Origin of the sequence: Streptomyces sp. NPDC056128, from assembly GCF_042263835.1 — a bacterium.
Taxonomy (GTDB): Bacteria; Actinomycetota; Actinomycetes; order Streptomycetales; family Streptomycetaceae; genus Streptomyces.
In genome coordinates, this window is sequence record NZ_JBHJVQ010000028.1 from 46,979 (window position 1) to 72,136 (window position 25,158).

Genomic DNA, 25,158 nt, shown 5'->3' on the forward strand with positions numbered 1-25,158 from the left:
GCCTCACATCAAGCGTCGACGCAACCGGGAAACACGCGTTACCTGGCCGTGCGCCAACACGTCGGAGCGCCCGCCGTCTCTTGCTTGCTGAAGACCATGTTCCTGCCTCTCGTCGGTGGCCCTTGCGAGCCGTGTCACGGCCCGCGCGGTGCGGCAACACCTGCCCAGCCATCACGTCCGTGAACCACGTCGTCATGATGGCCCGGCGGTCACATCTGCCGCGACCGAAATTTCGGCGGCCCTGTACCGCCTCCCCCGTTTTCAGTGTTCTACCTGGTCAGAACGGGCGGATCGAATCCGCGGAGGATCCGGACCGCCGTCCGGTCACTGGGCGCCGAACAGCTCCAGCAGGTCCGTCCGGGCGAACATCCGCGCCGTGTCGACGGCCGACGGGGTGCCCGCGGCCGGGTCCGCGCCGGCCTCCAGAAGCGCCTTCGTCACTTCCGTCTCACCCTTGAAGGCGGCTCCGGCGAGCGGGGTCTGACCCCGGTCGTTGACGCGGTCGGCGTCGGCGCCGCGGCCCAGCAGCGCGCGTACCGCGTCGGCGTGGCCGTGATAGGCGGCGAGCATGACGAGGGAGTCACCGCGGTCGTTGGTGAGATCGGCCGGAACGCCGGCGTCCACATACGCCACCAGCTCTTCGGCCCGCCCCTGCCGGGCCAGATCGAAGATCTTGGTCGCCAGCTCCACGACCTCGGGGTCGGGGGCTTCACTCATCGGCCGGACCGCCTCTCAATACGAACGTTGGGGACTGCGGGTGCTGCGTGGGTACTGCCCGGGTACTGCCACGTACGGCGGCGAGCGGTGCTGCCGTACGAGTGAATCGCCAGGGTACTGGCTCGCGAAGCACTCATCCGGCCCAACAAACACGCCGCCAATCAGGGTATTTCTGCCGAATTTCCCCCATTTGCACCTTTTATCGTATGGATACATGCTGTGAGCCTGGAAGTACTCATGGTGACTGTCCCCGTGAACCAGGAGAACTCACATGATCCTCTCGATCTCAGGCGTGGTCCTGCTCGGCATCGTCGTCTTCATCTTCTTCCGCAAGGACGGCCTCAAGGCCTCGCACGCGCTGGTCGCGGTCCTGTTCGGGTTCTATCTCGCGAGTACGGCCATCGCGCCGAGCATCAAGGCGGGCGGCGAGAGCCTGGCGGGCCTCCTAGGCGGAATCAAGTTCTGACGGCCCTCTCCCCCACCCCACACCCCCACGTACGCACTTCCAGGAGGCAGCAGTGGCCCGGCGGCCCCTCCCCCGCATTCTGAGCAACGGCGGCGCACAGCTCGCCCGGAGCCGGGTGCTGGCCCGGACGGCGGCCGACAGCGCCACCGACGTCCTCCAGCCGCTGATCACGATCGGCCGCGGTCTGCGCAGGCTGGCCGCCGCCGGGCGGAGCAGATGGACCGAGACCCCCAAGGACCGGCGCGGTGCGCTGCTGTTCCTGGTGGCCTCGGTGGTCCTGGTCGTGGCACTCGTGCCGTACGGCCCGCTGCTCGCCGTCATCGCCCTGATGGCGGCGGCAGCCTGGCAGGGCAGGGACCGCACCCCGGCGACGCCGGAAGGCCCCGACGACTCCCAGACCCAGCGCCTCCAGTCCCTCTACGAGGCCCTGGTCCCGTATTTCTCGCTCGCCGAGGACCCCGACCCCCTGTACGCCCATGGCGGCGCCTGGGAGAAGGCGTTCCCGGCCTACGAGTTCGACGACGGCGGCCGCTTCACCCACCTGGTGATCCGCTACCCCGCCTACTTCACCGACGGGGAGACCGGCTCCCGGACCCGCATCGAGCACCTGCTCACCGCGAAGTCCGGCCGGGGCCGGGAGTACCACTTCACGTGGGACGAGGAGGCCAACCACCTCACCGTCGACGTGCTCGCGGCGCTCCCCACCGACATCGCCGCCCAGCGTTTCGTCACCGCGCCCGGCGAGACCGTCCTCGGCTTCACCGACCCGACCCGGGTCCAGCGCACCCTCCCGCTCACCCACGGCGAGGAGCGGCGCGACGTACCGCCGGTCGTCTGGCGCACCGGCATCCGCTCGACCGAACCCCACCTGCTGGTCCTGGGTCAGCCCGGCACCGGCACCTCCACCCTGCTGCGCTCGGTCGCCCTCCAGGCGCTGCACCACGGCGACATCCTGATCGTCGACGGCGGCGGCACCGGTGAGTACGCCTGCCTGGTCGGCCGGGACGGCGTCCTGGCCGTCGAGTCCGGCCTCACCGGGGCGCTGACCAGCCTGGAGTGGGCCGCCGCCGAGACCGAGCGCCGGCTGATCTCCGTCAACCGGGCCCGTCAGGAGGGGCAGCCCGCGCCGGACGACACCCGGCGGCCCCTGTGGGTCTTCCTGGACCGTCCGAGCGCCTTCACGCACCTCGCCACGGCCGAAGGCCGCAGGGACCCGCAGTCCCTGCTCCAGGTACCCCTGCGGCACGGCCGCGCCGCGCACGTGACGGTGGTCGTCGCCGACCAGCTGGACGCCCTGGAGGGCCTCAGTGACGGCGTACGGCAGCACACACGCGCGCGTGTGGTGCTCGGCCCGGCCACGGCGGACGAACTGACGGCCGCGCTGGGCGCTCCCCCGCACACCACGCCCGTCGACCAGGTTCCCCCCGGTCGCGGGTACGCCCGCCTCGGCGCGGGAGCGGTGCACCGCCTCCAGGTCCCGGCCACCCCCGACCCCTACGACGACGCCACGAGCGACACCCAACGGCAGGCGGTGCTCGACCTGCTCCCCCCGCGCACGACCCCGGCGGACGGGGAGCAGGCGCCGGTCCCCGCGGAGGCGGAGGCGGCGGAGGCGACGGCGGAGGCCAAGGCGGTGTCGATGGAGAAGAAGGACCCTTCGGCACCGACCGGGACCGAGCCGGAGGAGGCCCCGACGGAGCCCGAACCCACGCCGGTCGCGACGGAGACGCCCGAGGCACCGGGCGGGCCGGAGGCAATGGCTGAGCCCGCGACGGCGGAGCCGGTCCCCGCGGAGCCGGTCCCCGTCAAGGCCGTCGCGGCGGAGAGCTCCTGAGAAGGTGACCGCGGCCGGGGCGGAGCGACCCACCGCTCCCCCGCCGCCGCGCGGAGCCCGGCCCCCCCCCCCCCCCGCGCCCACCCACCCCACCCCCGTGGCCGGGGGCGGGCCGCGCGACCCACCGCTCCGCCCCGGCCGCGCGTCCACCGACCGCCACGCCCCGCCGAACCCAGCTACGCCACGAACGTCCGCGGTGCCTCGCCGCCACTCCCCGCTCCGCCGCTCTCCACCAGGCGGGCCGCCGCGGCCAGCCGGGCCGCCGCCTCCTCGGCCACCGCGCCGCCGACGGTGAAGGGCAGCCGGACGTACCCCTCGAAGGCGCCGTCGACCCCGAAGCGCGGACCGGACGGGACCCGTACCCCCACCCGCTCCCCCGCCTCCGCGAGCCGGGAGCCGGAGAGGCCGCCCGTCCGCACCCACAGGGTGAGCCCGCCCCTGGGCACCTCGAACTCCCAGTCGGGCAGCTCCCGCCGTACCGCCGCCACCAGCTCGTCCCGGTTCTGCCTGGCCTGCTCGCGGCGCACCGCCACGGCCTGTTCCCAGCCGCCGGTGCTGAACAGCCAGTTCACGGCCAGCTGCTCCAGTACGGGCGTGCCCAGGTCGGCGTACGCCCGCGCGGCGACCAGGCTGCGGATGACGTCCGGCGCGGCGCGGACCCAGCCGATGCGCATCCCGGCCCAGAAGGCCTTGCTCGCGGAACCGACCGTGACGACCGTGGACCCGGCCGGGTCGAAGGCGCACACGGGCCGCGGCATCTCCACGTCGTCGTCCAGCCACAGCTCGCTCATCGTCTCGTCGGCCACGAGCACCGTGCCCGCCGACCGGGCCGCGTCCACGAGGCGGCGTCGCTGGTCCTCCTCGGCGAGCGCGCCGGTGGGGTTGTGGAAGTCGGCGACGACGTAGGCGACGCGCGGAGCGGCCTCGCGCAGTACCTGGCGCCAGCGGTCGACGTCCCAGCCGGTCAGCCCCTCGGCCATCGCGACGGGGACGAGCCGGGCGCCGGCCTCCCGCATCAGCTGGAGGATGTTCGCGTAGGAGGGCGACTCCACGGCGATCCGCTCTCCGCGCCCCCCGAAGAGGTGGCAGATGGCGTCGATCGCGCCCATCGCCCCCGTGGTCACCATGATCTGCTCGGGCATGGTCGGGATCCCGCGCGCGGTGTACCTCTCGGCGATCATCGCGCGCAGCGTCGGCAGTCCCGCCGGATAGTCGCCGTGGGTGTGCGCGTAGGGCGGCAGCTCCTCCAGGGCGCCCTGCACGGCCCGGGTGAGCCAGGGCTCCGGCGCGGGGAGCGCCGCGCAGCCCAGGTCGATCATCGAACCGAGCGCCTCGGGCGGCAGCGGTTCGAGACCGCGCGCCGGCAGCGGGTTCCCGGCCGGTACGGCGGTCCAGCTGCCCGCGCCGCGCCGGGACTCCAGGAAGCCCTCCGCGCGCAGCGCCTCGTAGGCGGCGGCGACGGTGGTACGGCTGACCGTCAGGGCAAGGGCCAGTTCGCGTTCGGCGGGCAGCCGGGCGGCGACCGGGACGCGGCCTTCGAGGACCAGCAGCCGGATGCCGTCGGCGAGCGCGCGGTAGGCGGGCGGGCGGCGGGTGCCGGGCCCGGCGGGGCGGTCCTGCTGGGAGCCGAGCAGCCGGGCGAGCTGACCGGCCCCCACGGCCGAGGTCCACTGCGCCATGGAAATCAGTCCACCTTTCCGGAATTGGCCATGGTTGCGTCTCCTTCTCAAGCCACAGGGTGTCATGCAGCAGGCCACTACCACCACACAGGGGGCAGATTTTGTCCAGGCAGGCCGAGGTCCGGCACAGGCACCTCACACGGCGGCTGACCCAGCTCTACGGCGGACTCGCGCTGTACGGCGCGAGTTCGGCGCTGCTGGTCCGGTCGGGACTCGGCCTGGAGCCGTGGAACGTCCTGCACCAGGGACTGGCGGAACGCACCGGCCTGTCCATGGGCGTGGTGCTGACCGTCCTGGGCGCCGCCGTGCTGCTCCTGTGGATCCCGTTGCGCCAGCGGCCGGGCCTCGGCACGGTCTCCAACGTGCTGGTGATCGGCGCGGCGATGGACGCGACGCTGTCCGTCCTGCCGGACGCCCAGGGGCTGCCGCTGCGGATCGCCGCCATGGTGACGGGGATCGTCCTGAACGGGGCGGCGACCGGGCTGTACATCGCCGCGCGGTTCGGCCCCGGCCCGCGCGACGGCCTGATGACCGGCCTGAACCGGCGCACGGGCCTCTCGGTACGCCTGGTGCGCACGGCCGTCGAGATCACCGTCGTGGTCACGGGCTTCGCCCTCGGCGGCACGGTCGGTCTCGGCACCCTGCTGTACGCGGTGTCGATCGGCCCGCTCGCCCAGGTGTTCCTGCGCGTCTTCGCCGTGCTCCCGGCACCTTCCGGCAGCACGGTGGTTGCCGCCGGTGAACCCCGGCGCGCGATACTGCGTCGGTGACCACCCCGATACGCCACCCCTACCTCGACCACCCCGGCCCGATCGCCTTCGCCCACCGGGGCGGGTCGGCGGACGGTCTGGAGAACACGCTGCGGCAGTTCCGGCGGGCGGTCGAGGCGGGCTACCGGTACATCGAGACCGACGTCCACGCCACGCGCGACGGGAGGCTCGTCGCCTTCCACGACGCGACCCTGGACCGGGTGACCGACGGGGCCGGGCGGATCGCCGACCTTCCGTGGGAGCGGGTGCGCCACGCGCGCGTGGCGGGCGAGGAGCCGGTGCCGCTCTTCGAGGAACTCCTCGAGACGTTCCCCGAGGTGCGCTGGAACATCGACGTGAAGGCGGAGCCCGCGCTGGTGCCCCTCCTGGAGCTGATCGGGCGGACGAACGCCTGGGACCGGGTCTGTGTCGGCTCGTTCTCGGAGGCACGCGTGGTGCGCGCCCAGCGCCTGGCAGGACCGCGCCTGGCCACCTCGTACGGCATCCGCGGCATCCTGGGCCTCCGGCTGCGCTCGTGGGGTGTTCCGGTCGCCCCACGCCGTTCGCCGGTGGCCGCGCAGGTTCCCGAGGTCCAGTCGGGCATCCGGGTCGTGGACCGCCGCTTCCTGCGCGCCGCCCACGCGCGCGGCCTCCAGGTGCACGTCTGGACGGTGAACGACCCGGACCGCATGCACCGGCTCCTGGACCTGGGAGTGGATGGCATCATGACCGATCACATCGACACACTGCGCAAGGTCATGGAGGACCGCGGCGTCTGGGCCTGAGTCCCGGCCGGTCGCCCGGGGCGCTGCGCGCGCACGGGGAAGCGAGGGCACGGGTGGGCACCGACACCCTGCGGACGGACGCGGCCGACGGGGCCGCCGGCCGGCGGCGCGAACAGCGCGGCTGGTACTTCTACGACTGGGCGTGCTCGGTCTACTCGACGAGCGTGCTCACCGTGTTCCTGGGGCCCTACCTGACGTCGGTCGCCGAGTCGGCGGCGGACGGGGACGGGTACGTCCATCCGCTGGGGATACCGGTGCGCGCCGGGTCCTTCTTCGCGTACTCGGTGTCCCTGTCGGTGATCGTGGCGGTCCTGGTGATGCCCCTGGTGGGGGCCGCGGCCGACCGCTCGGGCCGCAAGAAGCCGCTGCTGGCCGCGGCCGCGTACACCGGCGCCGCGGCCACGGCGGGGATGTTCTTCCTGGACGGCGACCGCTATCTGCTGGGCGGCGTGCTCCTGGTCGTCGCCAACGCCGCGCAGTCCGTGGCGATGATGCTCTACAACTCCTACCTGCCGCAGATCGCACCGCCCGAGGAACGCGACGCCGTCTCCTCGCGCGGGTGGGCCTTCGGATACGCGGCCGGGGCCATGGTCCTGATCGCGAACCTGATCCTCTACACCGCCCACGACTCCTTCGGACTGAGCGAGAGCGCCGCGGTCCGCATCTGCCTGGCGTCGGCCGGACTGTGGTGGGGCGCCTTCGCGCTCATCCCGCTACGACGGCTGCGCGACCGCCGCACTCCCGCGCGTGAGGCCGCGGGAACCGGCTGGAAGCAGCTCGCGGCGACGATCCGCGACATGCGCCGCCACCCGCTGACCCTGGCCTTCCTGCTGGCGTACCTCGTCTACAACGACGGCATCCAGACGGTGATCACCCAGGCGTCGGTCTACGGCTCCGAGGAGCTGGACCTCGGGCAGTCCACCCTCATCGTGGCGGTCCTGCTGGTCCAGGTGCTCGCGGTGGTGGGCGCGCTGGCCCTGGGGCGGCTGGCCAGGACGTACGGGGCCAAGCGGACGATCCTCGGGTCACTGGTGGCCTGGACGGTGACCCTCGCCGCCGGGTACTTCCTGCCGGCCGGGGAGCCCGTGTGGTTCTTCGTGCTGGCCGCCGGGATCGGGCTGGTCCTGGGCGGCAGCCAGGCGCTGTCCCGCTCCCTCTTCTCCCACCTGGTGCCGCCCGGCAAGGAGGCCGAGTACTTCTCGGCGTACGAGCTGAGCGACCGCGGGATGAGCTGGCTCGGGCCGCTGCTCTTCGGGCTCACCTACCAGCTGACCGGGAGCTACCGGGACGCCATCATCTCGCTGGTGGCGTTCTTCGTGCTCGGTTTCGTGCTGCTCGCACGGGTGCCGGTGCGGCGTGCGATCGGCGACGCGGGCAACCCGGTACCCGAAAGGATTTAGCACTCGGCGCGAAAGGGCTGTAGTGTACGCGTTTGGCCTGCCAGGCGGACCGTTACTGCGCGTCAAAGGTGCCGAAACGCAATGTCACATCTGTTAGCAGAGGTGACAAACCGGACGTCGGCGGGTACTGCACTGGTTGCAAGGCTGCGGCTGCGACGGCGACGCAGGGCCCGGATCGGGAGTCGGGACGGGAATCTTTACCGCCGCCCGGACGTTGACCGGATGACGACGACAGCGACACCTGTCCTGTGGGCGACAAGCCCGGGAGGCACGATTCATGAGTGAGCGAGCTCTTCGCGGCACGCGCCTCGTGGTGACCAGCTACGAGACGGACCGCGGCATCGACCTGGCCCCGCGCCAGGCCGTGGAGTACGCATGCGAGAAGGGGCACCGCTTCGAGATGCCCTTCTCGGTCGAGGCGGAGATCCCGCCGGAGTGGGAGTGCAAGGTCTGCGGGGCCCAGGCACTCCTGGTGGACGGCGACGGCCCTGAGGAGAAGAAGGCCAAGCCCGCGCGTACGCACTGGGACATGCTGATGGAGCGGCGCACCCGCGAGGAGCTCGAAGAGGTCCTCGAGGAGCGGCTGGCCGTGCTGCGCTCCGGCGCGATGAACATCGCGGTCCATCCGCGAGACAGCCGCAAGAGTGCGTAACGGGAAACCGTAGGCGACAACACCGAACACCGCGGGTGCCGTACGTGAGCTTCACGTGCGGCACCCGCGGTTTTGGTGTGTCCGGGGGGCCGGGTGATCCGGCGCGCCCCCGGAGGGCTCAGTGGGTCAGCGGCGGGCGGGGGCCCTGCGGCGCGTCGTCCGGATCGTCCCGGATGACCTCGCCCTGGACCACCTTGCCGTCCGGGCGGTGCATCCGGGCCTGGCGGAAGGCGTCGCCCAGGGTGCCCGGGCCGGCCTCGCGGATCCTGCGCTCCACCGTGCGCTGCGCGGAGCGGCTGACGGCCTTCTGCACCGGGGGCAGCAGCATGAGCAGGCCGAGCGCGTCCGAGATCAGGCCGGGCAGGATCAGGAGCAGCCCGCCCAGCATCATCAGGCCGTTGCCCTCGCTGTTCGGACGGGCCTCGGGCGGGACGCCGGACTGCTGCTGCTGCAGCGTCTCGGTGAGGTTCCTGAAGGCCCGGCGGCCCGCCGCCTTGATGACCACGGAGCCGAGGACGATGCCCGCGACCAGCAGCAGGAAGACCACGAAGCCGCTGGACGCACCGGCCACCACGGTCAGCAGCCAGATCTCCAGGACGAGCCAGGCGGCGATGCCCAGCGGCAGGAAGGTGCGCAGCCGGGAGCGCGGAGGCCGGCCGGGGGACCTGGGGGTCTGAGCGCCAGTCGTCATACCCCCAGTGTGCCTGGCCCCGGCTCAGCGCGGCGTAAGGGGATGATCAGGCGTTCCGGTCGGACGCCTGTGTCGACTTGTCGCCCCGCACGGCCGGCGTATCGGGCTGTTTGTCGCGCCCCAGGACCTTGCCGACCCTCTCCCCCACGCCCCACGTGGTGACCCGCCAGAGCGCCTCCACGAGGATGTCCCGGCTCATCTTGGAGTCACCGTGCTCACGCTCGACGAAGGTGATCGGCACCTCGACGACGTGGTATCCGGCCTTGATCGCCCGGCGGGCCAGGTCGACCTGGAAGCAGTAGCCCTGGGAGGCGACCTCCTCCAGTCCGAGCCCCTCCAGGGTCTCGGAGCGGAAGGCGCGGTAGCCGCCGGTGATGTCGCGCAGCGGCAGGTCGAGCGCGATCCGCGAGTACATGCTGCCGCCGCGGGAGATGATCTCGCGCGACCTGGGCCAGTTCACCACCCGGCCGCCGGGCACCCAGCGGGAGCCGAGCACCAGGTCGGCGCCCTTGAGGGCGGTCAGCAGCCGGGGCAGTTCCTCGGGCTGGTGGGAGCCGTCGGCGTCCATCTCGACCAGCACGCCGTAGCCGTGCTCCAGTCCCCAGCGGAAGCCCGCGAGGTAGGCGGCGCCCAGGCCCTCCTTGCCCTTGCGGTGCAGGACCTGGACGTGATCGTCCTCCGCCGCCAGCTCGTCGGCGAGCTTGCCGGTGCCGTCGGGGCTGTTGTCGTCGGCCACGAGCACGTGTGCCTCGGGGACCGCCTCGCGCACGCGCGCGACGATCGCCTTGATGTTCTCCGCCTCGTTGTAGGTCGGGATGATCACCAGGACCGTGCCCAGGGGACCGAACCGCCTCCCCTGCCCCGCCGCCGCGGGCGTCCCGTCGCCGTCGTTCACCACTGCCCCTTCGTGTCCGTACGCAGAGCACCACCTTAATCGCCGCCGCCTGCGGTGACGTGACAGGACGTGCGTACGGTGGTGTCGATTTCCCAAGACCGGGGTAGGGATGGCCGTTTAGGACCGTTTGCGCGGCGGATGGGGGCCCGGCGCCCTTCGGGCCGACCTGGGGCCCGCTGGCTGCGGGTCGACCGAAAGCCGTTGTCTACTGAGCGCCCGGGCCCCACCCGGGGTCACACCTCCCGACCGGCCGGAAGTTCCCTCGTCGTGGCGCTGGCGCTGAGCCTGGCTGCCAGTGGCGGTGCACCGGTGCGGCACACCGTCCCTGACTCAGCGGCGCCGCGACGGTTCGCGGAAGATTCCCCGGTCGGGCGTCCGGTGGTGGACCCGGCCGAACCTACCGGCCCCCGGCCGTCGGCTGTCAACAGCCGTTCCACCTGCGCCTTTTGCGTCAAAGCCCAGGTCAGCGCGGAGGACACGCAGGTCGGACCCGCCCGAAGATCATCGCCCCGTCGGCCGTCGAGATCACTCGCCCGGCCGTACGAACACGGTCCGGCCGCCCACGACGGTGCGCAGGCAGACGGGCAGGTCCCGGCCCGGGGTCAGATCGGGCAGGCCCGGGGTGCCGGAGCGCGGGTCGGTGGACCAGCGGGCCACCCGGTCGTCCGGAGCCTGGACCACGAGTTCGCCGGTGCGCCACACGGCGTAGTCGGCGGGCACGCCCGGCACCAGCACTCCCGCGTCGTCGCGCCCGACCGCCCGCCAGCCGCCGCGCGTGTGCGCCGTGAACGCCGCGCGCACGGAGACCCGGTGTTCCGGCGTGTGGTGGAAGGCGGCGGCCCGGACGGTGCCCCACGGGTCGAGGGGCGTGACCGGGCTGTCGGAGCCGAAGGCGAGCGGGACCCCGGCGCGCAGCAGGGCCGCGAAGGGGTTGAGCGTACGGGCCCGCTCCGCGCCGAGCCGCCGGGCGTACATGCCGTCCTCGCCGCCCCAGAGGGCGTCGAAGGCGGGCTGGACGGAGGCGGTGAGGCCCAGTTCGGCGAAGGCCGCGACGGTCTCGGGGGTGAGCATCTCGGCGTGCTCGACGCGGTGGCGGGCGGCGCGCAGGCGGGCGAGGCCGACCTTGTCGGCGGCGGCGCGGACCCCTTCTACCACGGTGGCCACGGCGGCGTCCCCGATGGCGTGGAAGCCCGCCTGGAGGCCGGCCTCGGTGCAGGCGACGACGTGCGCGGCGACCGCGGCGGTGTCCAGGTGGGCGGTGCCGGTGTGGGCGGCGTCGGCGTACGGCTGGTGCAGGCACGCGGTGTGCGAGCCGAGGGAGCCGTCGACGAAGAGGTCGCCGGCCGCCCCGACCGCGCCCAGCTCGCGCGCCTTGTCGACGTCCTGTTCGGCCCAGTAGCCGATGACCCGGGGGCCTGCCTCCTCGGCCGAGAGGCGCAGCAGACCGGTGAGGTCGTCCTCGGAGGAGATCTCCGGGCCTGCGCATTCGTGAACGGTTCCGATGCCGAGGGAGGCGGCGTGCCGGAGGGCCGCGCGCTGGGCCGCGGCGCGCTGGGCCGGGGTGACGGCGCCGAGCGCTGCGGCGCGTACGGCGTGGTGGTCGTCGCCGGTGAGCGGTCCGTCCACGCGGGCGACCCGGCCGGGGGTCAGATCGAGCAGGGCGGTGGTGACGACGGCCGAGTGGACGTCGATACGGCTGAGATAGAGGGGCCGGCCGCCGGTGGCCCGGTCGAGTTCGGCGCGGGTCGGCGGCAGGCCGTCGGGCCAGCGGGCGGCGTCCCAGCCGTGTCCGAGGAGAACGCGGTCGTCCGGGCGGGCGGCGGCGAAGTCGCGTACGAGGGTGAGGGCGGCCTCCCGGGTGGGGGCACCGGAGAGGTCGAGACCGGTGAGGGCGAGACCCGTCGCGGTGGTGTGCACATGTGCGTCGGTGAAGGCCGGGGTGACGAGGGCGCCGTCCAGGTCGACCACCTCGTCCACGCCGTCCGCGAAGGCGTCCGCGGCGCCCTCGGAGCCGACCCAGGCGACCTGGCCGCGCTCGACGACCATGGCCGTGGCGAAGGGGTCGGCGGGACTGTGGACCTCGCCGCGGCGCAGCAGGACGGTCGAGGACGGGGTGGTGGTCTCACTCATGGACACCAGTCTCGCCCCTCACGGGGGCCGCCCGGCAGCCGGGGCGGCCACGCGGGCGAGCCGGGCCGGCCGGGGGTCAGACGCGTGGCGGGCGGGCCTCGTAGGGCGTGGAGAGCACCACGGTGGTCCGGGTCGAGACGCCGGCCAGGGAGCGCACCCGGGCGAGCAGTTCCTCCAGTTGGTGCGGCGTGGAGACGCGGACCTTGAGGATGTAGTTCTCGTCGCCCGCCACGCTGTGGCAGGCCTCGATCTCGGGGACGCCGGCCAGGCGGTCCGCGATGTCGTCGGGGGCGCTGGGGTCGAAGGGTTTCACCGAGATGAAGGCGGTCATCGGCAGCCCGACGGCCTCGGGGTCGACGACCGCGGCGTACCCGCGGATGACGCCGCGCTGTTCCAGCCGCCGCACCCGCTGGTGCACGGCCGACGTGGACAGGCCCGTGGCCTTGCCCAGGTCGGTGTAGCTCATCCGCCCGTCCTTGACGAGCAGCTGCACGATCTGTCGGTCCAGCTCCTCCATGGCGCAAGAACCTACAGTGCGGTTGATCTCCTCGGATACCTGAGCGGTCCGGGGCACGTCCGGTTCGTGATGTGACGGGGCGTCGGCCGCGTTCGGGGCGGGGACAAATCCGCCGGACGGGGCACCTGCGCACGGCATGTGACGAAGACCACACCGCTCGAACGGTCTCCGTGATGTTCGCGTGATTACCCCGCGAAGGGGACGGGAAGTGCTTGCTGTGGTCGAGGCCGCAGTGCCGTCACGGCCCAGCCCGAGGGGGAGAATCCCATGCAGAGTCTTAAGCGCCCTGGTCGTACCACGCCCAAGCGGCAGCAGCCGGTCGTCGAGCCCGTATCGGAGGGCGTCGAACCCGACGCCTTCGACGACGAGGACCTCGACGCCTACGACACCTTCGAGATGTACCGGGTGATCTGCCCGGACTGCGCGCAGCCCATCGCGCTGCTGGCGGACGAGCGGGAGCTGCCGGAGCACGCGCTCTGCGCCTCTCCGTGGAACCCGTTCGGGCTCACGGTCTGCGCCGGCACCGGCCGCAGGGCCACCGAGGCCCGCCCCGCGGACGCGTCGTTCCAGCCCCACGAGCAGGACACCGCCCTGCTGTTGACGCTCCCCCGGGGCCTCGACTGGCGGACCCAGCCCTTCTCCCACGTCGGCGGCCCGGGCTCGCGCCCGATGCGGGTGCCGACGATGCGGAGCGAAGCGGCCTGAGGCACCCGGGCGCCCCCGTTCGGGGGACGCCGCCCCATAGGCCGCCCGACTCGGTCACCCCACCCGCGCCACGGCTCGCAGGACGCCGTGGCGCGGGTCGGTGCGGCCGCCGGCGGGAATCCCCCGGCAACCGCGCGACGACGGCGGACACCCGCGAACTCACGCTCGATTGCGTCCGCCGGTGACCTGTCCCCACTTCGCCGCGTTGCCCTGGTATGACCCACACGTACTCGGCGACCGGGAGTCGGCGCCGCGTGTTCGTCCCGGTGCCCGCCGGACCGGTTCCGCCGGCCCCGCAGATCCCGGACCCACCCATCTACCGCGAGCTGATGCGGACCTGGGCCGACGGCGGCCGCACCCTGCCGGGGCGCCACGACCCGGAGTGGATCAGGCTCGCGGAACCCCCGCGCGGACTCGGCGACTTCTTCACCGGCGCCGACCACCTGGCCACCGCCGACGCCCTCGCCACCGGCGACTCCCGCGTCACCGGTGGCTTCACCGTCACCGGTGACTTCAGCGTCCCTCGGGGCCCGCGAGGTGACGGGCGATGACCATGCGCTGGATCTGGTTGGTGCCCTCGACGATCTGGAGCACCTTCGCCTCGCGCATGTACCGCTCGGCCGGGAAGTCCGCGGTGTAGCCGTACCCGCCGAGGACCTGCACGGCGTCGGTGGTCACCTGCATCGCCGCGTCGGTGCAGTACAGCTTGGCCATGGCCGCCTGCTTGGCGAACGGGCGTCCGGCGTCGCGCAGCCGCGCCGCCGTCAGGTACAGCGCACGCCCCGCCTCGATCCGGGTCGCCATGTCGGCCAGCATGAAGCGCAGCCCCTGGAAGTCGGAGATCGGCTTGCCGAACTGCCGCCGCTCGGCCGCGTAGGACACCGCCTCGTCCAGCGCCGCCTGGGCCACACCGACCGCGCAGGCGGCGATGCCGAGCCGCCCCGAGTCGAGCGCGGACAGCGCGATGGCGAAGCCCTGCCCCTCGTCGCCGAGCCGGCGGTCGTCGGAGACCCGGACGCCGTCGAAGTGGATCTGCGCGGTGGGTGAGCCCTTGAGCCCCATCTTCTTCTCCGGCACCGCCGCGCTCAGCCCCTCGGCGTCGCCGGGCACCAGGAAGGCCGTGATGCCGCGCGGCCCGTCCTCGCCGGTGCGCGCCATGACGGTGTAGAAGTCCGCGATGCCGCCGTGGGTGATCCAGGCCTTGGTGCCGTCGATCACCCAGTCGTCGCCCTCGCGCACGGCCTTGGTGCGCAGCGAGGCGGCGTCGGAGCCGGAGGCGGGCTCGGAGAGGCAGTAGGCGCCGACCAGGCCGCCGCCGAGCATCGCGGGCAGGTGGTCGGCCTGCTGCTCCTTGGTGCCGTAGGCGGCCAGCGCGTAGCAGGCGAGGGTGTGCACGCTGACGCCGAGGCCGACGGTGAGCCGGGCCGCGGCGAACTCCTCCAGGACCTGGAGGTACACCTCGTAGGGCTGCTCGCCGCCGCCGAACTGGGCGTCGTAGGGCAGGCCGAGCAGGCCAGCGTCGGAGAGCAGGGCGAAGACCTCGCGCGGGAAGCGTCCGGCGTCCTCCTCCTCGGCCGCGCTCGGGACGATCTCACGCTGCGCGATGTCGCGGACGAGTGAGATCAGATCCCGTGCCTCGTCCGTGGGCAGTTGCCGGTCCACCGGCTGCGGGGCGCGGTCGGGCATGGCGACGCTCTCCTCCCTGTCGGGCGCATCGGCGGATGTGCGCCTTGGGTGGAGGCGGTTCCGCCGGGTCGTTCGGGCCTGGCCGATGCTCGCACTCCCGGGTCGCGGAAGCGGCTGACCAGCGGCTGTGCGCTGTGAGTATGCCCGATCGGACGCATGGAGTCACCAGTTAACGACCGCTTACTTCAAGAAAGGGTCCGGCCCGCCGCGAAGGGCCGGAATTCGGCGCTCCAGACCGAAATTGGTCCGCACCATTGACCCCACTGGTCTAGTCCTTCTACGGTGACGGCCCGAACGCGTTACCGCGTTCATGCCAATCGGCGCGCGTTTCCCTCTTCCCCCCACGAGGAGACACCCGATGCACGTCCCGCACCTCCCCCGCGCCCGCTCCCTGCGGGCGCTCTTCTCCGCCCTGTGTTCCGTCGCCCTCGGCGCGGGACTGCTGGCCGGCGCCGGCTCGGCCACGGCCACACCCCCTCCCCAGGCGCCCGCCACGCAGGCCGCGGCCGGTTCCAAGGTCGTCGGCTACTTCACCGAATGGGGCACCTACGACCGGAAGTACTACGTCAAGAACGTCGAGACCTCCGGCTCCGCCGCCGAACTGACCCACATCAACTACGCGTTCGGCAACGTCACCGGCGGCAAGTGCGCGATGGGCGACGCCTACGCGGCGACCGACCGGGCGTACACCGCGGCCGAGTCCGTCGACGGGACCGCCGACACCTGGGACCAGCCGCTGCGGGGCAACTTCAACCAGCTGCTCGAGCTGAAGAAGAAGCACCCGGACCTCAAGATCCTCTGGTCCTTCGGCGGCTGGACCTGGTCCGGCGGGTTCACCGAGGCCGCCAAGGACCCGGCCGCCTTCGCCCGGTCCTGCTACGACCTGGTCGAGAACTCCAAGTGGGCCGATGTCTTCGACGGCATCGACATCGACTGGGAATACCCCAACGCCTGCGGCCTGAGCTGCGACGAGAGCGGCCGGGACGCGTTCCCGAAGCTGATGAGCGCGCTGCGTGCCGAGTTCGGCCAGGACTACCTGGTGACCGCGGCGATCACGGCCGACGCGACGGCCGGCGGCAAGATCGACGCGGCCGACTACGCGGGCGCGGCCCAGTACGTCGACTGGTACAACCCGATGACGTACGACTTCTTCGGCGCCTGGGACGCCACCGGACCGACCGCGCCGCACTCTCCGCTGACCTCGTACTCCGGCATCCCCAAGGCGGACTACCACTCCTCGGCGACCATCGCGAAGCTCAAGGGCCTCGGCGTCCCTGCCTCGAAGCTGCTGCTCGGCATCGGCTTCTACGGCCGCGGCTGGACCGGCGTCACCCAGTCGGAGCCCGGCGGCACCGCGACCGGCCCGGCGAAGGGCACCTACGAGAACGGCATCGAGGACTACAAGGTGCTGAAGACCAGCTGCCCGGCGACCGGCACGGTGGCGGGCACCGCGTACGCCAAGTGCGGCAGCGACTGGTGGAGTTACGACACCCCGCAGACCATCGCGACCAAGATGTCGTACAAGAACGAGCAGGGTCTGGGCGGGACGTTCTTCTGGGAGCTGAGCGGCGACACCGCGAACGGTGAGCTGATCAAGGCGATCGACTGAACCACCCGGCGCACGGGGGCGGGGGCGGAGGCCGGCTCGGGCCTCCGCCCCTTCGTCAGGTGTCGCGGCGGGCGGGCTCCGGGGCCGGGTAGGCGGGGTCCAGCTCCTCGATGGCGCGCAGGGTGCCGCCGAGCGACTTGACCAGCAGCTCGCGCATGGTCTCGCGGGGCAGTTCGGGCCGGCCGATCCAGTCGAGGGTGGCGCCCTCGACGCTGCACACCCAGGCGAGCAGGCCCATGCGGGCCAGCGGCCCGATGTCGGAGCGGCCGTACGCCCCCTCCGCGATGGTGGCGACGATGGCCTCGCGCACCCCGTCCCGGATGGCGTGCACCTCGGTGTCGAAGCCGACCCCGCCGCTGACGATGGTCCGGTAGGCGGCCTGGTTGTGCTCGGCGTAGCGCAGGTAGCCGTCAATGGTGCGCTGCACGCGGTCCACCTGCGGCAGTTCGGTGCCCCGGGCGGCGGTGGTGACCAGGTCGGCGACGGAGTCCTGGATGATCGCCAGGTAGTAGCCCCGCTTGGACTGGAAGTAGTAGTAGATCAGCCCCTTGGCGACATGCGCCTGGCGGGCGATGTCGTCCATCGAGAGCGCGTCGTAGGACGTGTCCGCGAACAACCTCCGCCCGATGGCGATGAGTTCGGCGCGACGTGCCAGCGACCGCTCGGTGCCGCGCGCCCGGGGACGGGCGTCGGCACGCTGTTGACTGATATTCAATTTCGACCCTGGTCTCCTACGGGCGGCGGGACATCCGCAGTATGGCAGGTCGGGTCGTGGGGCAGGTCACACGGCGGTCACGTCACAGCAGCCCCAGCTGAACCACGAGCATCGCGACCACCACGACGAGGGTCCAGCCCATGACGTGCTCGAGGATCTTCGGACCGTCGTCCTTGGGGCCGCCGGTACGGACACGGGCGGCAGTGGCGGTGTGTGCGGTCATGGCTTCTCACTGATCTCGGGCGTTCGGTGGACTCCCCCCGCGGTCCTGTCCACCTTGCCACCGACGGCGGCTTTTGCGCCGGAGACCTTGGTCACAGCGAAGGCCCCGGCAGCGGTCCGCCGCCGGGGCCTTCGAGCGGCGTCAGCGCACGCCCACCGCCGCGAGCGCCCTGCGCTGGCGCGCGCTCGGGTGGGCCGGGAAGTACAGGTAGCAGACGCCGCCGGTGCCGGAGACGACCTTCCCGTCGGCGTTGTACCGCTTGGTCCGCAGCCAGATGTTCTCCCACTCGCGCCGCTTGTAGACGCGCCGCACGGCCTCGTTGTCGTCCGAGGCGGGGTCGTTGGCGATCACGTCCCCGTCGGCCGTGAAGCCGATCACGGTCATCAGGTGGCCCGCGGTGCCGTACCCGGCCCCGGTCAGCTCCTTCTCCAGGAACGACTGGGACGTTATGGCCGGGATGCCGGCCGCGATCAGCGTCTCCAGGTCGGTGAGGGAGCCGAGGCGGGTGACCACGCCCTGGAGGCCCTTGAAGGTGGCCGCATAGGCGGCGTTGAACGGCCAGTTGCCACAGCCGGAGTACTGGTAGTCGTACGTGTACCGGGCCGCGTGGCAGACCTGCGGGTCGGCGTAGGAGGGGTCGACCCAGGAGAGCTGGTCCTCGGTGAGCCTGCCGCCCCAGTACTCGATGATCATCTGCGAGGAGGTGGGGCTGCACCAGGCCTCGCCGCCGTTGTCGTACTCGGGGTACTGGCCCTTGTGGATCTCCTGCGAGTAGCGCGGGACGCGCAGTTCCCGGGCGAGGCCGGGCGCGGAGGCCGGGACGGTGAAGCGGTCGGGGACGTCGGAGCCCATCGCGCCGAGCCGCCAGACGGTGGGCGCGCTCCGCGTGCCGGGGCGCCGGTACAGGGTGAGCCGGAGCCGGTAGGAGGCCAGGCGGAGGCCCGAGGCGGCGTCGTCGACCGCGAAGGTGTCCGTCCAGACGCTGCTTTTGCCGTCGCCCTGGTCGTCGACCGAGGTGCGGCGGATGTCCTGGTCACCGTCGCCCGCCGCCCAGCGGCCCAGCACGTACCAGGGCGTGTCCGTGCCGTCGGAGTAGGTGCCCCGCAGCTCGACCTGGATCCAGGTGCCGCTCGGGGTGTGCGCGTTCCAGGAGGCGATGGCCTCCGTCGAGGGCACGGTGAGCCGGTGGACCGGCGAGGTCCAGGTGGCGTACTCCCAGGCGGCGGTGGTGCCGGTGTGCGGGTCGGTGTAGTCGGTGGTGCCGGCCGGGGTGCCGATCGTCACGCCGGGCCGGGAACCCGCCGCGACCCGGGCTCCCCGGGTGGTACCGCGCCGCCAGTCGCTGTACGTCGTCCAGGCGCGGTAGTCGACCCGGCGGGCGGGGGCGCGGCCGGTGTCCCCGCCGCCACCGCCGGTGCCCGCGCCGGGCGCGGCGGCCTCGGCGGTGGCCGGGATCGTGCCGCCGGCCACGGCGGCCGCGGCGACTGCCGCGGCCAGGACGGCTCTGCGGGACGGCTGTTCGGCTCTGCTCATGGGCGGAAGACCCCCAGGTGTCCGAGTCGGGCGGGTCCGTAGCACGGTCGTGCGCCCACTATGACCGCAGGCGCCCGCTCCTGCCAGCACTTCCGCGCACGCCACGCCACGAACATTGGTGTCGACCTGTGGCGCGAACGGCGAGGTGGGGACGGGTGGGGGGCGCGGTTAGAGTGCGGGGCGAACCGTGTCCGTCCCCTCGTGCCGCACAGGATCCGTCATCCACGACCTCGCCGCCCGGCTCCGCCGCCTTCCGCCCTCCTGCGGGCCCGTGCGCCTGATCGGCGTCGACGGGCACGCCGGGTCCGGGAAGTCCACGTTCGCGGGGCGGCTGGCGGCCGGGCTGGGCGGCGCACCGATACTGCGCCTCGACGACATCGCCAGTCACGACGAACTGTTCGACTGGACCGAACGGCTGCTCGGCCAGGTGATCGAGCCGCTGCGGCGCGGGGACACCGCGCACTACACCCCCTACGACTGGCGGTCCCGGCGCTTCGGGGATGCGCGTCCGCTGCCGCCCGCGCCGGTGGTGCTGGTCGAGGGGGTCGGCGCGGGCCGCCGGGCGCTGCGCCCCCACCTGGCGCTGCTGTTCTGGATGGACCTGCCCGCCGAGGAGGCGTGGGCCCGCGGCCGGGCGCGCGACGGAGCGGAACAGCGGGAGTTCTGGGACGGATGGGTCCCGGCGGAGCGCCGCCACCTCGCGGACGACCCCTCGCGCCCCTTCGCGCATCTTCTGGTACGGCAGAGGCAGGAGGGTTACGAGGTGCTGCCGGGGCCGGCGGGGACCACTTCCGGACCCCACTTTTTCACGCAGGGTGACGGACCGTCGGCAATGTGCTGAACTCGTGAAGATCGCGCCCCGGCAACCCGCGGACGCGCCCCAACTCCGCTTGACCCAGGGGCCGTACAGGTCTTACGTTCTGAATGTGCGGTAGTTCGAAGCCGCCGACAGACGCGAAGCCCCCGGTTGTTCCCCCGTGATCGGGGGCTTCGTTCTGCCCTGAGCCCGTTTTCCGGGTGCTCCGTGGCGCCGGACGCTCACCCTCGGTCACCGTCCGGTCGCCTGTTCCGGCCACTCCCACCTCGTGGAACGACGGGTCCCCGCACTCTTCGGAGGACCGAGCGCCGCGGGTACGATGCCCTCGGTGCGACCTACGGGCGGTTGCCGCGCGCACCTGCAACTCCGGTCCTCGGTGCAGCCGTTGACCGAGGCGGCCGACGGGCTACGGCTCGGCGGCATACCGACGGGGGCACGGTACGTGGGGGACGGGATGGACTTCGGCACGCGGGGCCCGCAGGCCCCGGCCGACCTCGCCTGGCTGCGCGGCGTGGACGCCTACACCATGGGGGCCTACCCGCAGGCGGAGGAGGAGTTCCGGACCGCGGTACGCATCGACCCCACCATGGCCGACGGCTGGCTGGGACTGCACGCCCTGCGCGTCGACACCACGAACGCCCTGCTGCGGATGTTCCGCAACCGGGAGCGCTTCGGCGAGCAGCGCGCCCGCCACCGCCGCACCCTCAACTCCTGGTACTGGCTGGGCTGGTGGGTGCAGCCCGTGCTGGAGAACCCGCGCGACCTGCTGCTCGCGCACGCCTCCCACTGGCTGGACGGCCGCCACGTCCCGGAACTGGACCGGGCGCTGGCCGGGCTGCCGCCGGTCGACACCGACTCCCAGGTCCGCTTCCTGCACGCCTGCCGCGCCTACCTCGTCAAGGACTGGGAGCAGCTCGTCCGGCACACCGACCCCCTGCTCGGCGATCCCCTGCTGGGCATCGAGGCCGGCCTCTTCAGCGGCATGGCCCGGGTCCGCCTGGAGATGTTCGGACAGGCCGAGCCCTTACTGTCGGCCGCCCTGATGCGGTGCCGCAGCGAGCAGCCCCAGCGCAAGGAGCTGCGCTACTGGCTGGCGCGGGCCCACGAGGGCACCGGCCGCAGCGCCGCGGCGCTCCCCCTGTACCGGGCCGTGCACCGCGTCGATCCGGCGTTCATGGACACCTCGGCCCGGCTGGCGGCGATCGACGAGAGCGACGGCTACGACGACGCCGCCGACCTCGCGGGCCTCGCCGGAGCCGGCCCGGGCGTGGACGGCCTGGACGGTCTTGACCCGCTCTTCGGCACCGAGGAGCGCGACCTCAAGGTCTCCGCATCCGGGTCCCCGCCGGCCGCGCCGCTGCCCGCGCTGAGCGGACCGCCGGTGCGACAGAAGGCCGACGGGGCCGACCCGGCCCTGCCGACCGGGCCCACCGACCCCGCGCTGCTGGAGGAAGCGCTCGCCGAGCTGGAGCGCATGGTGGGACTCGAGCCGGTGAAGCGTCAGGTCAAGGCGCTGTCGGCGCAGCTGAACATGGCGCGGCTGCGGGCCGGGCAGGGCCTGCCGGTCCAGCCGCCCAAACGTCACTTCGTCTTCTCCGGCCCCTCCGGCACCGGCAAGACCACCGTGGCCCGCATCCTGGGCCGCGTCTTCTACGCCCTCGGCCTGCTCGGCGGCGACCACTTGGTGGAGGCGCAGCGGGCCGACCTGGTCGGCGAGTACCTCGGCCAGACCGCAGTGAAGGCCAACGAACTGATCGACTCCGCGCTCGGCGGCGTCCTCTTCGTGGACGAGGCGTACTCCCTGTCCAACTCCGGCTACGGCAAGGGCGACGCGTACGGCGACGAGGCGCTCCAGGTGCTGCTGAAGCGCGCCGAGGACAACCGCGACCACCTGGTGGTGATCCTGGCCGGCTATCCGGAGGGCATGGACCGGCTGCTCGCCGCCAATCCGGGGCTGTCCTCCCGCTTCACCTCCCGGGTCGACTTCCCCTCGTACCGGCCGCTGGAGCTGACCTCGATCGGTGAGGTGCTCGCGGCCGAGAACGGGGACGGGTGGGACGAGGAGGCCCTTGACGAGCTGCGGTCGATCGCCGGGCACGTGGTGGACCAGGGGTGGATCGACGAGTTGGGCAACGGGCGGTTCCTGCGGACACTGTACGAGAAGAGCTGCGCCTACCGGGATCTGCGGTTGTCGGTGTATCCCGGCGAGCTGACCCGGGACGACCTGGCTACGTTGCGGCTGCCGGACTTGATGCAGGCGTATGGGGAGGTGCTGTCGGGGCGGGGGCCGCAGGATCCGCCGGCCGGGTGAGGTGCGGCGTCACCACCCGGTGGGCCGGGTCCCTGACCTCGCCCACCAGCAGCTCCAGCACGTCCTCCAGCGCGACCAGGCCCAGCACCCGGCCGGAGGCGTCCGTCACCTGGGCCAGGTGGGTGGCCGCCCGGCGCATCACCGTGAGGGCGTCGTCGAGGGGCAGTTCGGGGCGCAGGGTGGTCATCGGGCGCCAGAGGTGCTGGGGCACGGCCCGCTCGGACTCCTCCAGGTCGAGGACGTCCTTGACGTGCAGGTACCCCATGAAGGCGCCCTGTCCGGCGGCGACCGGGAAGCGCGAGTACCCGGTGCGGGCGGTGAGCGCGACGATCCGGGCCGGGGTGACCGAAGGGCTGACCGTCACCAGGGACTCCCGCTTGAGGAGTACGTCGGTGACCGGGCGGGAGCCCAGTTCCAGGGCGTCCTCCAGGCGTTCCTGCTCCTCCGCGTCGAGCAGGCCGGCCTGGCCGGCGTCCTCCACCAGGCGGTTGAGCTGCTCGCTGGTGAAGACGGCCTCGACCTCGTCCTTGGGCTCGACGCGGAACAGCCGCAGGACGACCCGCGCGCAGGCGCCGAGCGCGACGGTGACCGGTCCGCAGAGACGGGCGAAGGCGACCAGGCCGGGGCTGAGCCACAGCGCGGCCTTCTCGGGGGCGGCCATCGCGAGGTTCTTCGGGACCATCTCGCCGATGACGAGGTGGCAGAAGACCACGGCGGCCAGCGCGATGACGTAGCCGAGCGGGTGGATCATGCCGTGCGGCAGGTGGATCCAAGCGAAGGCGGGCTCCAGCAGATGCGCGACGGTCGGTTCGGCGACGGCGCCGAGCGTCAGTGAGCAGACGGTGATGCCGAACTGGGCGGCGGCCATCATCCGCGGCAGCCGCTCAAGCCCGTACAGCACCTGGCGGGCGCGGGCGGTGCCGAGCGGTTCGATCTGGCTGCGGCGCACCGAGACCAGCGCGAACTCGGCGCCGACGAAGAATCCGTTGGCGAGCACGAGCAGCGCGGCGAACAGGAGTTGCAGGACGCTCATCGGGCGGCCTCCAGCACGGAGACCGGCGCCGTGCGCACCAGCCGTATCCGTTCGGCGCGGTAGTGGCCGACCTGGCGGACGGAGAGCCGCCAGCCGGGCAGTTCCGCGCGGTCGCCGACGGCGGGGATGCGGCCGAGCAGATCGGCGACGAGCCCGGCCACGGTCTCGTAGGGTCCGTCGGGCGCTTCGAGGCCGACGCGGCGCAGGGCGTCGACGCGGCAGCTGCCGTCGACGTCCCAGGCGGGGCGGCCGTCCTCGGGCGGGGCGGGGGCCAGTTCGGGCGCGTCCAGACCGTCGTGCTCGTCGCGGACCTCGCCGACGATCTCCTCGACGATGTCCTCCAGCGTGACGACACCGGCCGTGCCGCCGTACTCGTCGACCACGACCGCGATGGGCTGCTCGCTGCGCAGGCGGGCGAGGAGCGGACGGACGGGGAGTGTCTCGGGGACGAGCAGCGCCGGGCGGGCGATCCGGCCGGTCAGGACGCGCAGCCGGTCGTGCGCGGGGATCGCGAGGGCGTCCTTGAGGTGGACCATGCCGACGATCTCGTCGATCCTCTCGCGGTAGACGGGGAAGCGGGACAGGCCGGTGGCGCGGGTCAGGTTGACCACGTCCTGGGCGGTGGCCGAGGAGTGCAGGGCGCTGACCTTCACCCGCGGGGTCATGACGTGCTGGGCGGTCAGGTCGCCCAGGGACAGGGTCCGCACGAAGAGGTCGGCGGTGCCCTGTTCCAGCGCGCCGGCGCGGGCGGAGTGCCGGGCCAGGGAGACCAGTTCGCCGGGGGTGCGGGCGGAGGCCAGCTCTTCGGCGGGCTCGATGCCGAGTGCGCGGACCAGGCGGTTGGCCACGGAGTTCAGGGCCGCGATCACGGGGTGGAAGAGCCGGGCGAAGGCGTGCTGCGGGCCGGCGACGAAGCGCGCGACCTGGAGGGGCCTGGAGACCGCCCAGTTCTTGGGCACCAGCTCGCCGATCACCATCTGCACCGCCGAGGCCAGCAGCATGCCGACGACGACCGACACACCGGGCACGGCGCCGTCGGGGACGCCGATGGCCGTGAACGGGCCGTCCAGGAGCTGGGCGAGGGCCGGTTCGGCGAGCATGCCGACGACCAGGGAGGTGATGGTGATGCCGAGCTGGGTGCCGGAGAGCTGGAAGGACAGCTCCTTGAGGGATTCGACGACCCGGTGGGCCCGTCGGTCACCGTCGGCGGCGGCCTGTTCGGCCTCCGGCCGTTCGACGGTGACGAGGCCGAACTCGGCGGCGACGAAGAAGCCGTTGGCGAGGATCAGCAGGAACGCGGCTGCCAGGAGCAGCAGGGGGGTGGTCATGATGCCGCCGCCTGTGCGGTGTCACAGCAGGGGGCGGCGCAAGTACTGCAGGACGGTCCGTCCATCGCCGGAGGGGGTCACTCCTCGGGTAGCAGGAACCCCCGCGCACCGGGCGGAGCGGCAGGGGCGAGGACGCGGTGGGCGCGTCTGTCGTTCCCAGATTAATCAGGAAAAGGGCGCCCGCGGCAGGGTCGGCGGCGCGGTGTCAGTCACGCGTCGGCTCGGGCTGGGCGCCGGAGCGGTCCTCGACCAGGGCGCGCAGGGCGCGGGCGTCGGCGATGGCGCGCTGCTTGGCGATGCCCGGCTGGATGCCGAGCACGGGCAGGCTGGTGCCGTCGCTGAGGTCGAGGAAGACCCAGGGGTCGCCGTGGCGGAGGTTGACCCGGAGGATCTCGGGCCAGGCCAGGCGCCGCCTGGTGGTCAGGTTGACGACCGTGACGCCCGTCGCGTCGGCGGCGACGTGGGGCCGGGCCAGCAGGAGCAGTCCGCCGGCCAGGAGGAGGGCGGTCAGCACGAAGCTGAGGCGCTCCCCCGTGCCGAGGCCGCCGAGCACAGTCCCGACCGCCGTGATGGTCGCGAAGGTGGCGACGGCGAGGACGATCAGGACGGCGCGGGTGCGGCCCGGCCGGAAGGTGACGGGCAGGCCGGGCAGGTCCGGCGTGGTGTCGGGCATGGCGTCGCTC

General features: G+C 72.8%; 24 protein-coding genes. 11 read left to right on the top strand and 13 right to left on the bottom strand.

Annotation, left to right across the window (positions count from 1 at the left end; translation table 11 throughout):
• Positions 1-324 precede the first annotated feature (324 nt).
• Complete coding sequence (locus ACFC1X_RS32740) at positions 325-717, bottom strand: ankyrin repeat domain-containing protein (RefSeq protein ID WP_234958228.1); 393 nt, start codon at positions 715-717, stop codon at positions 325-327.
• 271 nt (positions 718-988) lie between these two features.
• Here ACFC1X_RS32740 and ACFC1X_RS32745 point away from each other — a divergent pair, with 271 nt between their 5' ends.
• Positions 989-1,183 (top strand): hypothetical protein, encoded by a 195-nt coding sequence (locus tag ACFC1X_RS32745; RefSeq protein ID WP_003977410.1) that lies wholly within the window; start codon positions 989-991, stop codon positions 1,181-1,183.
• A 52-nt stretch (positions 1,184-1,235) separates the two neighbouring features.
• The gene (locus ACFC1X_RS32750; protein WP_376360788.1) at positions 1,236-3,017 is read left to right on the top strand and encodes a hypothetical protein; all 1,782 of its coding nucleotides are present in this window, start codon (positions 1,236-1,238) and stop codon (positions 3,015-3,017) included.
• A 176-nt stretch (positions 3,018-3,193) separates the two neighbouring features.
• Here the strand turns inward: ACFC1X_RS32750 and ACFC1X_RS32755 are convergent, their stop codons facing one another.
• Positions 3,194-4,696 (bottom strand): PLP-dependent aminotransferase family protein, encoded by a 1,503-nt coding sequence (locus ACFC1X_RS32755; protein WP_376360791.1) that lies wholly within the window; start codon positions 4,694-4,696, stop codon positions 3,194-3,196.
• Between the two features lie 101 nt (positions 4,697-4,797).
• Between ACFC1X_RS32755 and ACFC1X_RS32760 the strand changes: the two genes are divergently transcribed.
• The 4 genes from ACFC1X_RS32760 (at position 4,798) to ACFC1X_RS32775 (ending at position 8,282) form a co-directional block, all read left to right on the top strand.
• A complete protein-coding gene (locus ACFC1X_RS32760) occupies positions 4,798-5,466 on the top strand; it encodes a YitT family protein (protein WP_376360794.1) in 669 nt (222 codons plus the stop codon).
• On the top strand, positions 5,463-6,230 hold the full coding sequence (locus ACFC1X_RS32765; protein ID WP_376360797.1) for a glycerophosphodiester phosphodiesterase: 768 nt from the start codon (positions 5,463-5,465) through the stop codon (positions 6,228-6,230). Before ACFC1X_RS32760 ends, ACFC1X_RS32765 begins: the two co-directional genes overlap by 4 nt.
• A gap of 53 nt (positions 6,231-6,283) precedes the next feature.
• A complete protein-coding gene (locus tag ACFC1X_RS32770; RefSeq protein ID WP_376360799.1) occupies positions 6,284-7,630 on the top strand; it encodes an MFS transporter in 1,347 nt (448 codons plus the stop codon).
• Positions 7,631-7,907: 277 nt separating this feature from the next.
• Positions 7,908-8,282, top strand: coding sequence for an RNA polymerase-binding protein RbpA (locus tag ACFC1X_RS32775; protein WP_003977404.1), 375 nt, complete (start codon positions 7,908-7,910; stop codon positions 8,280-8,282).
• Between the two features lie 118 nt (positions 8,283-8,400).
• On the opposite strand, the gene fxsA is transcribed toward ACFC1X_RS32775, so the two are convergent.
• The 4 genes from fxsA to ACFC1X_RS32795 form a co-directional block, all read right to left on the bottom strand.
• Positions 8,401-8,973 (bottom strand): FxsA family membrane protein, encoded by a 573-nt coding sequence (fxsA, locus tag ACFC1X_RS32780; protein WP_376360802.1) that lies wholly within the window; start codon positions 8,971-8,973, stop codon positions 8,401-8,403.
• Positions 8,974-9,019: 46 nt separating this feature from the next.
• The gene (locus ACFC1X_RS32785) at positions 9,020-9,868 is read right to left on the bottom strand and encodes a polyprenol monophosphomannose synthase (RefSeq protein ID WP_376360805.1); all 849 of its coding nucleotides are present in this window, start codon (positions 9,866-9,868) and stop codon (positions 9,020-9,022) included.
• A 525-nt stretch (positions 9,869-10,393) separates the two neighbouring features.
• A complete protein-coding gene (locus ACFC1X_RS32790) occupies positions 10,394-11,998 on the bottom strand; it encodes an amidohydrolase (RefSeq protein WP_376360807.1) in 1,605 nt (534 codons plus the stop codon).
• 76 nt (positions 11,999-12,074) lie between these two features.
• Positions 12,075-12,515, bottom strand: a complete 441-nt coding sequence (locus tag ACFC1X_RS32795; protein ID WP_122617133.1) for an Lrp/AsnC family transcriptional regulator — start codon at positions 12,513-12,515, stop codon at positions 12,075-12,077.
• Positions 12,516-12,782: 267 nt separating this feature from the next.
• Here ACFC1X_RS32795 and ACFC1X_RS32800 point away from each other — a divergent pair, with 267 nt between their 5' ends.
• Positions 12,783-13,220 (top strand): hypothetical protein, encoded by a 438-nt coding sequence (locus tag ACFC1X_RS32800; protein WP_376360811.1) that lies wholly within the window; start codon positions 12,783-12,785, stop codon positions 13,218-13,220.
• Positions 13,221-13,435: 215 nt separating this feature from the next.
• A complete protein-coding gene (locus tag ACFC1X_RS32805; RefSeq protein WP_376360814.1) occupies positions 13,436-13,771 on the top strand; it encodes a hypothetical protein in 336 nt (111 codons plus the stop codon).
• On the opposite strand, the gene ACFC1X_RS32810 is transcribed toward ACFC1X_RS32805, so the two are convergent.
• On the bottom strand, positions 13,734-14,906 hold the full coding sequence (locus ACFC1X_RS32810) for an acyl-CoA dehydrogenase (RefSeq protein WP_376360816.1): 1,173 nt from the start codon (positions 14,904-14,906) through the stop codon (positions 13,734-13,736). The two genes, ACFC1X_RS32805 and ACFC1X_RS32810, sit on opposite strands and share 38 nt — an antisense overlap.
• A gap of 358 nt (positions 14,907-15,264) precedes the next feature.
• Between ACFC1X_RS32810 and ACFC1X_RS32815 the strand changes: the two genes are divergently transcribed.
• A complete protein-coding gene (locus ACFC1X_RS32815; protein WP_376360818.1) occupies positions 15,265-16,515 on the top strand; it encodes a glycoside hydrolase family 18 protein in 1,251 nt (416 codons plus the stop codon).
• Between the two features lie 55 nt (positions 16,516-16,570).
• Here ACFC1X_RS32815 and ACFC1X_RS32820 read toward each other — a convergent pair whose 3' ends face one another.
• From ACFC1X_RS32820 to ACFC1X_RS32830, 3 genes are all read right to left on the bottom strand, one after another.
• Complete coding sequence (locus ACFC1X_RS32820) at positions 16,571-17,230, bottom strand: TetR/AcrR family transcriptional regulator (protein ID WP_376360821.1); 660 nt, start codon at positions 17,228-17,230, stop codon at positions 16,571-16,573.
• 82 nt (positions 17,231-17,312) lie between these two features.
• Positions 17,313-17,453, bottom strand: a complete 141-nt coding sequence (locus ACFC1X_RS32825; protein WP_161331921.1) for an SCO1431 family membrane protein — start codon at positions 17,451-17,453, stop codon at positions 17,313-17,315.
• 141 nt (positions 17,454-17,594) lie between these two features.
• Positions 17,595-18,986 (bottom strand): peptidase C39 family protein, encoded by a 1,392-nt coding sequence (locus tag ACFC1X_RS32830; protein ID WP_376360824.1) that lies wholly within the window; start codon positions 18,984-18,986, stop codon positions 17,595-17,597.
• Positions 18,987-19,173: 187 nt separating this feature from the next.
• Here ACFC1X_RS32830 and ACFC1X_RS32835 point away from each other — a divergent pair, with 187 nt between their 5' ends.
• Entirely contained in the window at positions 19,174-19,827 is a 654-nt protein-coding gene (locus ACFC1X_RS32835; RefSeq protein ID WP_376360827.1) for a uridine kinase, read from the top strand.
• A 430-nt stretch (positions 19,828-20,257) separates the two neighbouring features.
• On the top strand, positions 20,258-22,114 hold the full coding sequence (locus ACFC1X_RS32840) for an AAA family ATPase (protein ID WP_376360830.1): 1,857 nt from the start codon (positions 20,258-20,260) through the stop codon (positions 22,112-22,114).
• Here ACFC1X_RS32840 and ACFC1X_RS32845 read toward each other — a convergent pair.
• The 3 genes from ACFC1X_RS32845 to ACFC1X_RS32855 all read right to left on the bottom strand — a co-directional run bounded on the left by ACFC1X_RS32845 (position 22,032) and on the right by ACFC1X_RS32855 (position 25,148).
• Positions 22,032-23,147 carry a hemolysin family protein gene (locus ACFC1X_RS32845; RefSeq protein WP_376360833.1) on the bottom strand — a complete coding sequence of 372 codons (1,116 nt, stop codon included), beginning with the start codon at positions 23,145-23,147 and terminating at the stop codon, positions 22,032-22,034. The two genes, ACFC1X_RS32840 and ACFC1X_RS32845, sit on opposite strands and share 83 nt — an antisense overlap.
• Positions 23,144-24,475, bottom strand: a complete 1,332-nt coding sequence (locus ACFC1X_RS32850) for a hemolysin family protein (protein ID WP_376360836.1) — start codon at positions 24,473-24,475, stop codon at positions 23,144-23,146. Before ACFC1X_RS32850 ends, ACFC1X_RS32845 begins: the two co-directional genes overlap by 4 nt.
• Positions 24,476-24,680: 205 nt before the next feature.
• Complete coding sequence (locus ACFC1X_RS32855) at positions 24,681-25,148, bottom strand: PH domain-containing protein (protein WP_376360839.1); 468 nt, start codon at positions 25,146-25,148, stop codon at positions 24,681-24,683.
• Between the last annotated feature and the right edge of the window lie 10 nt (positions 25,149-25,158).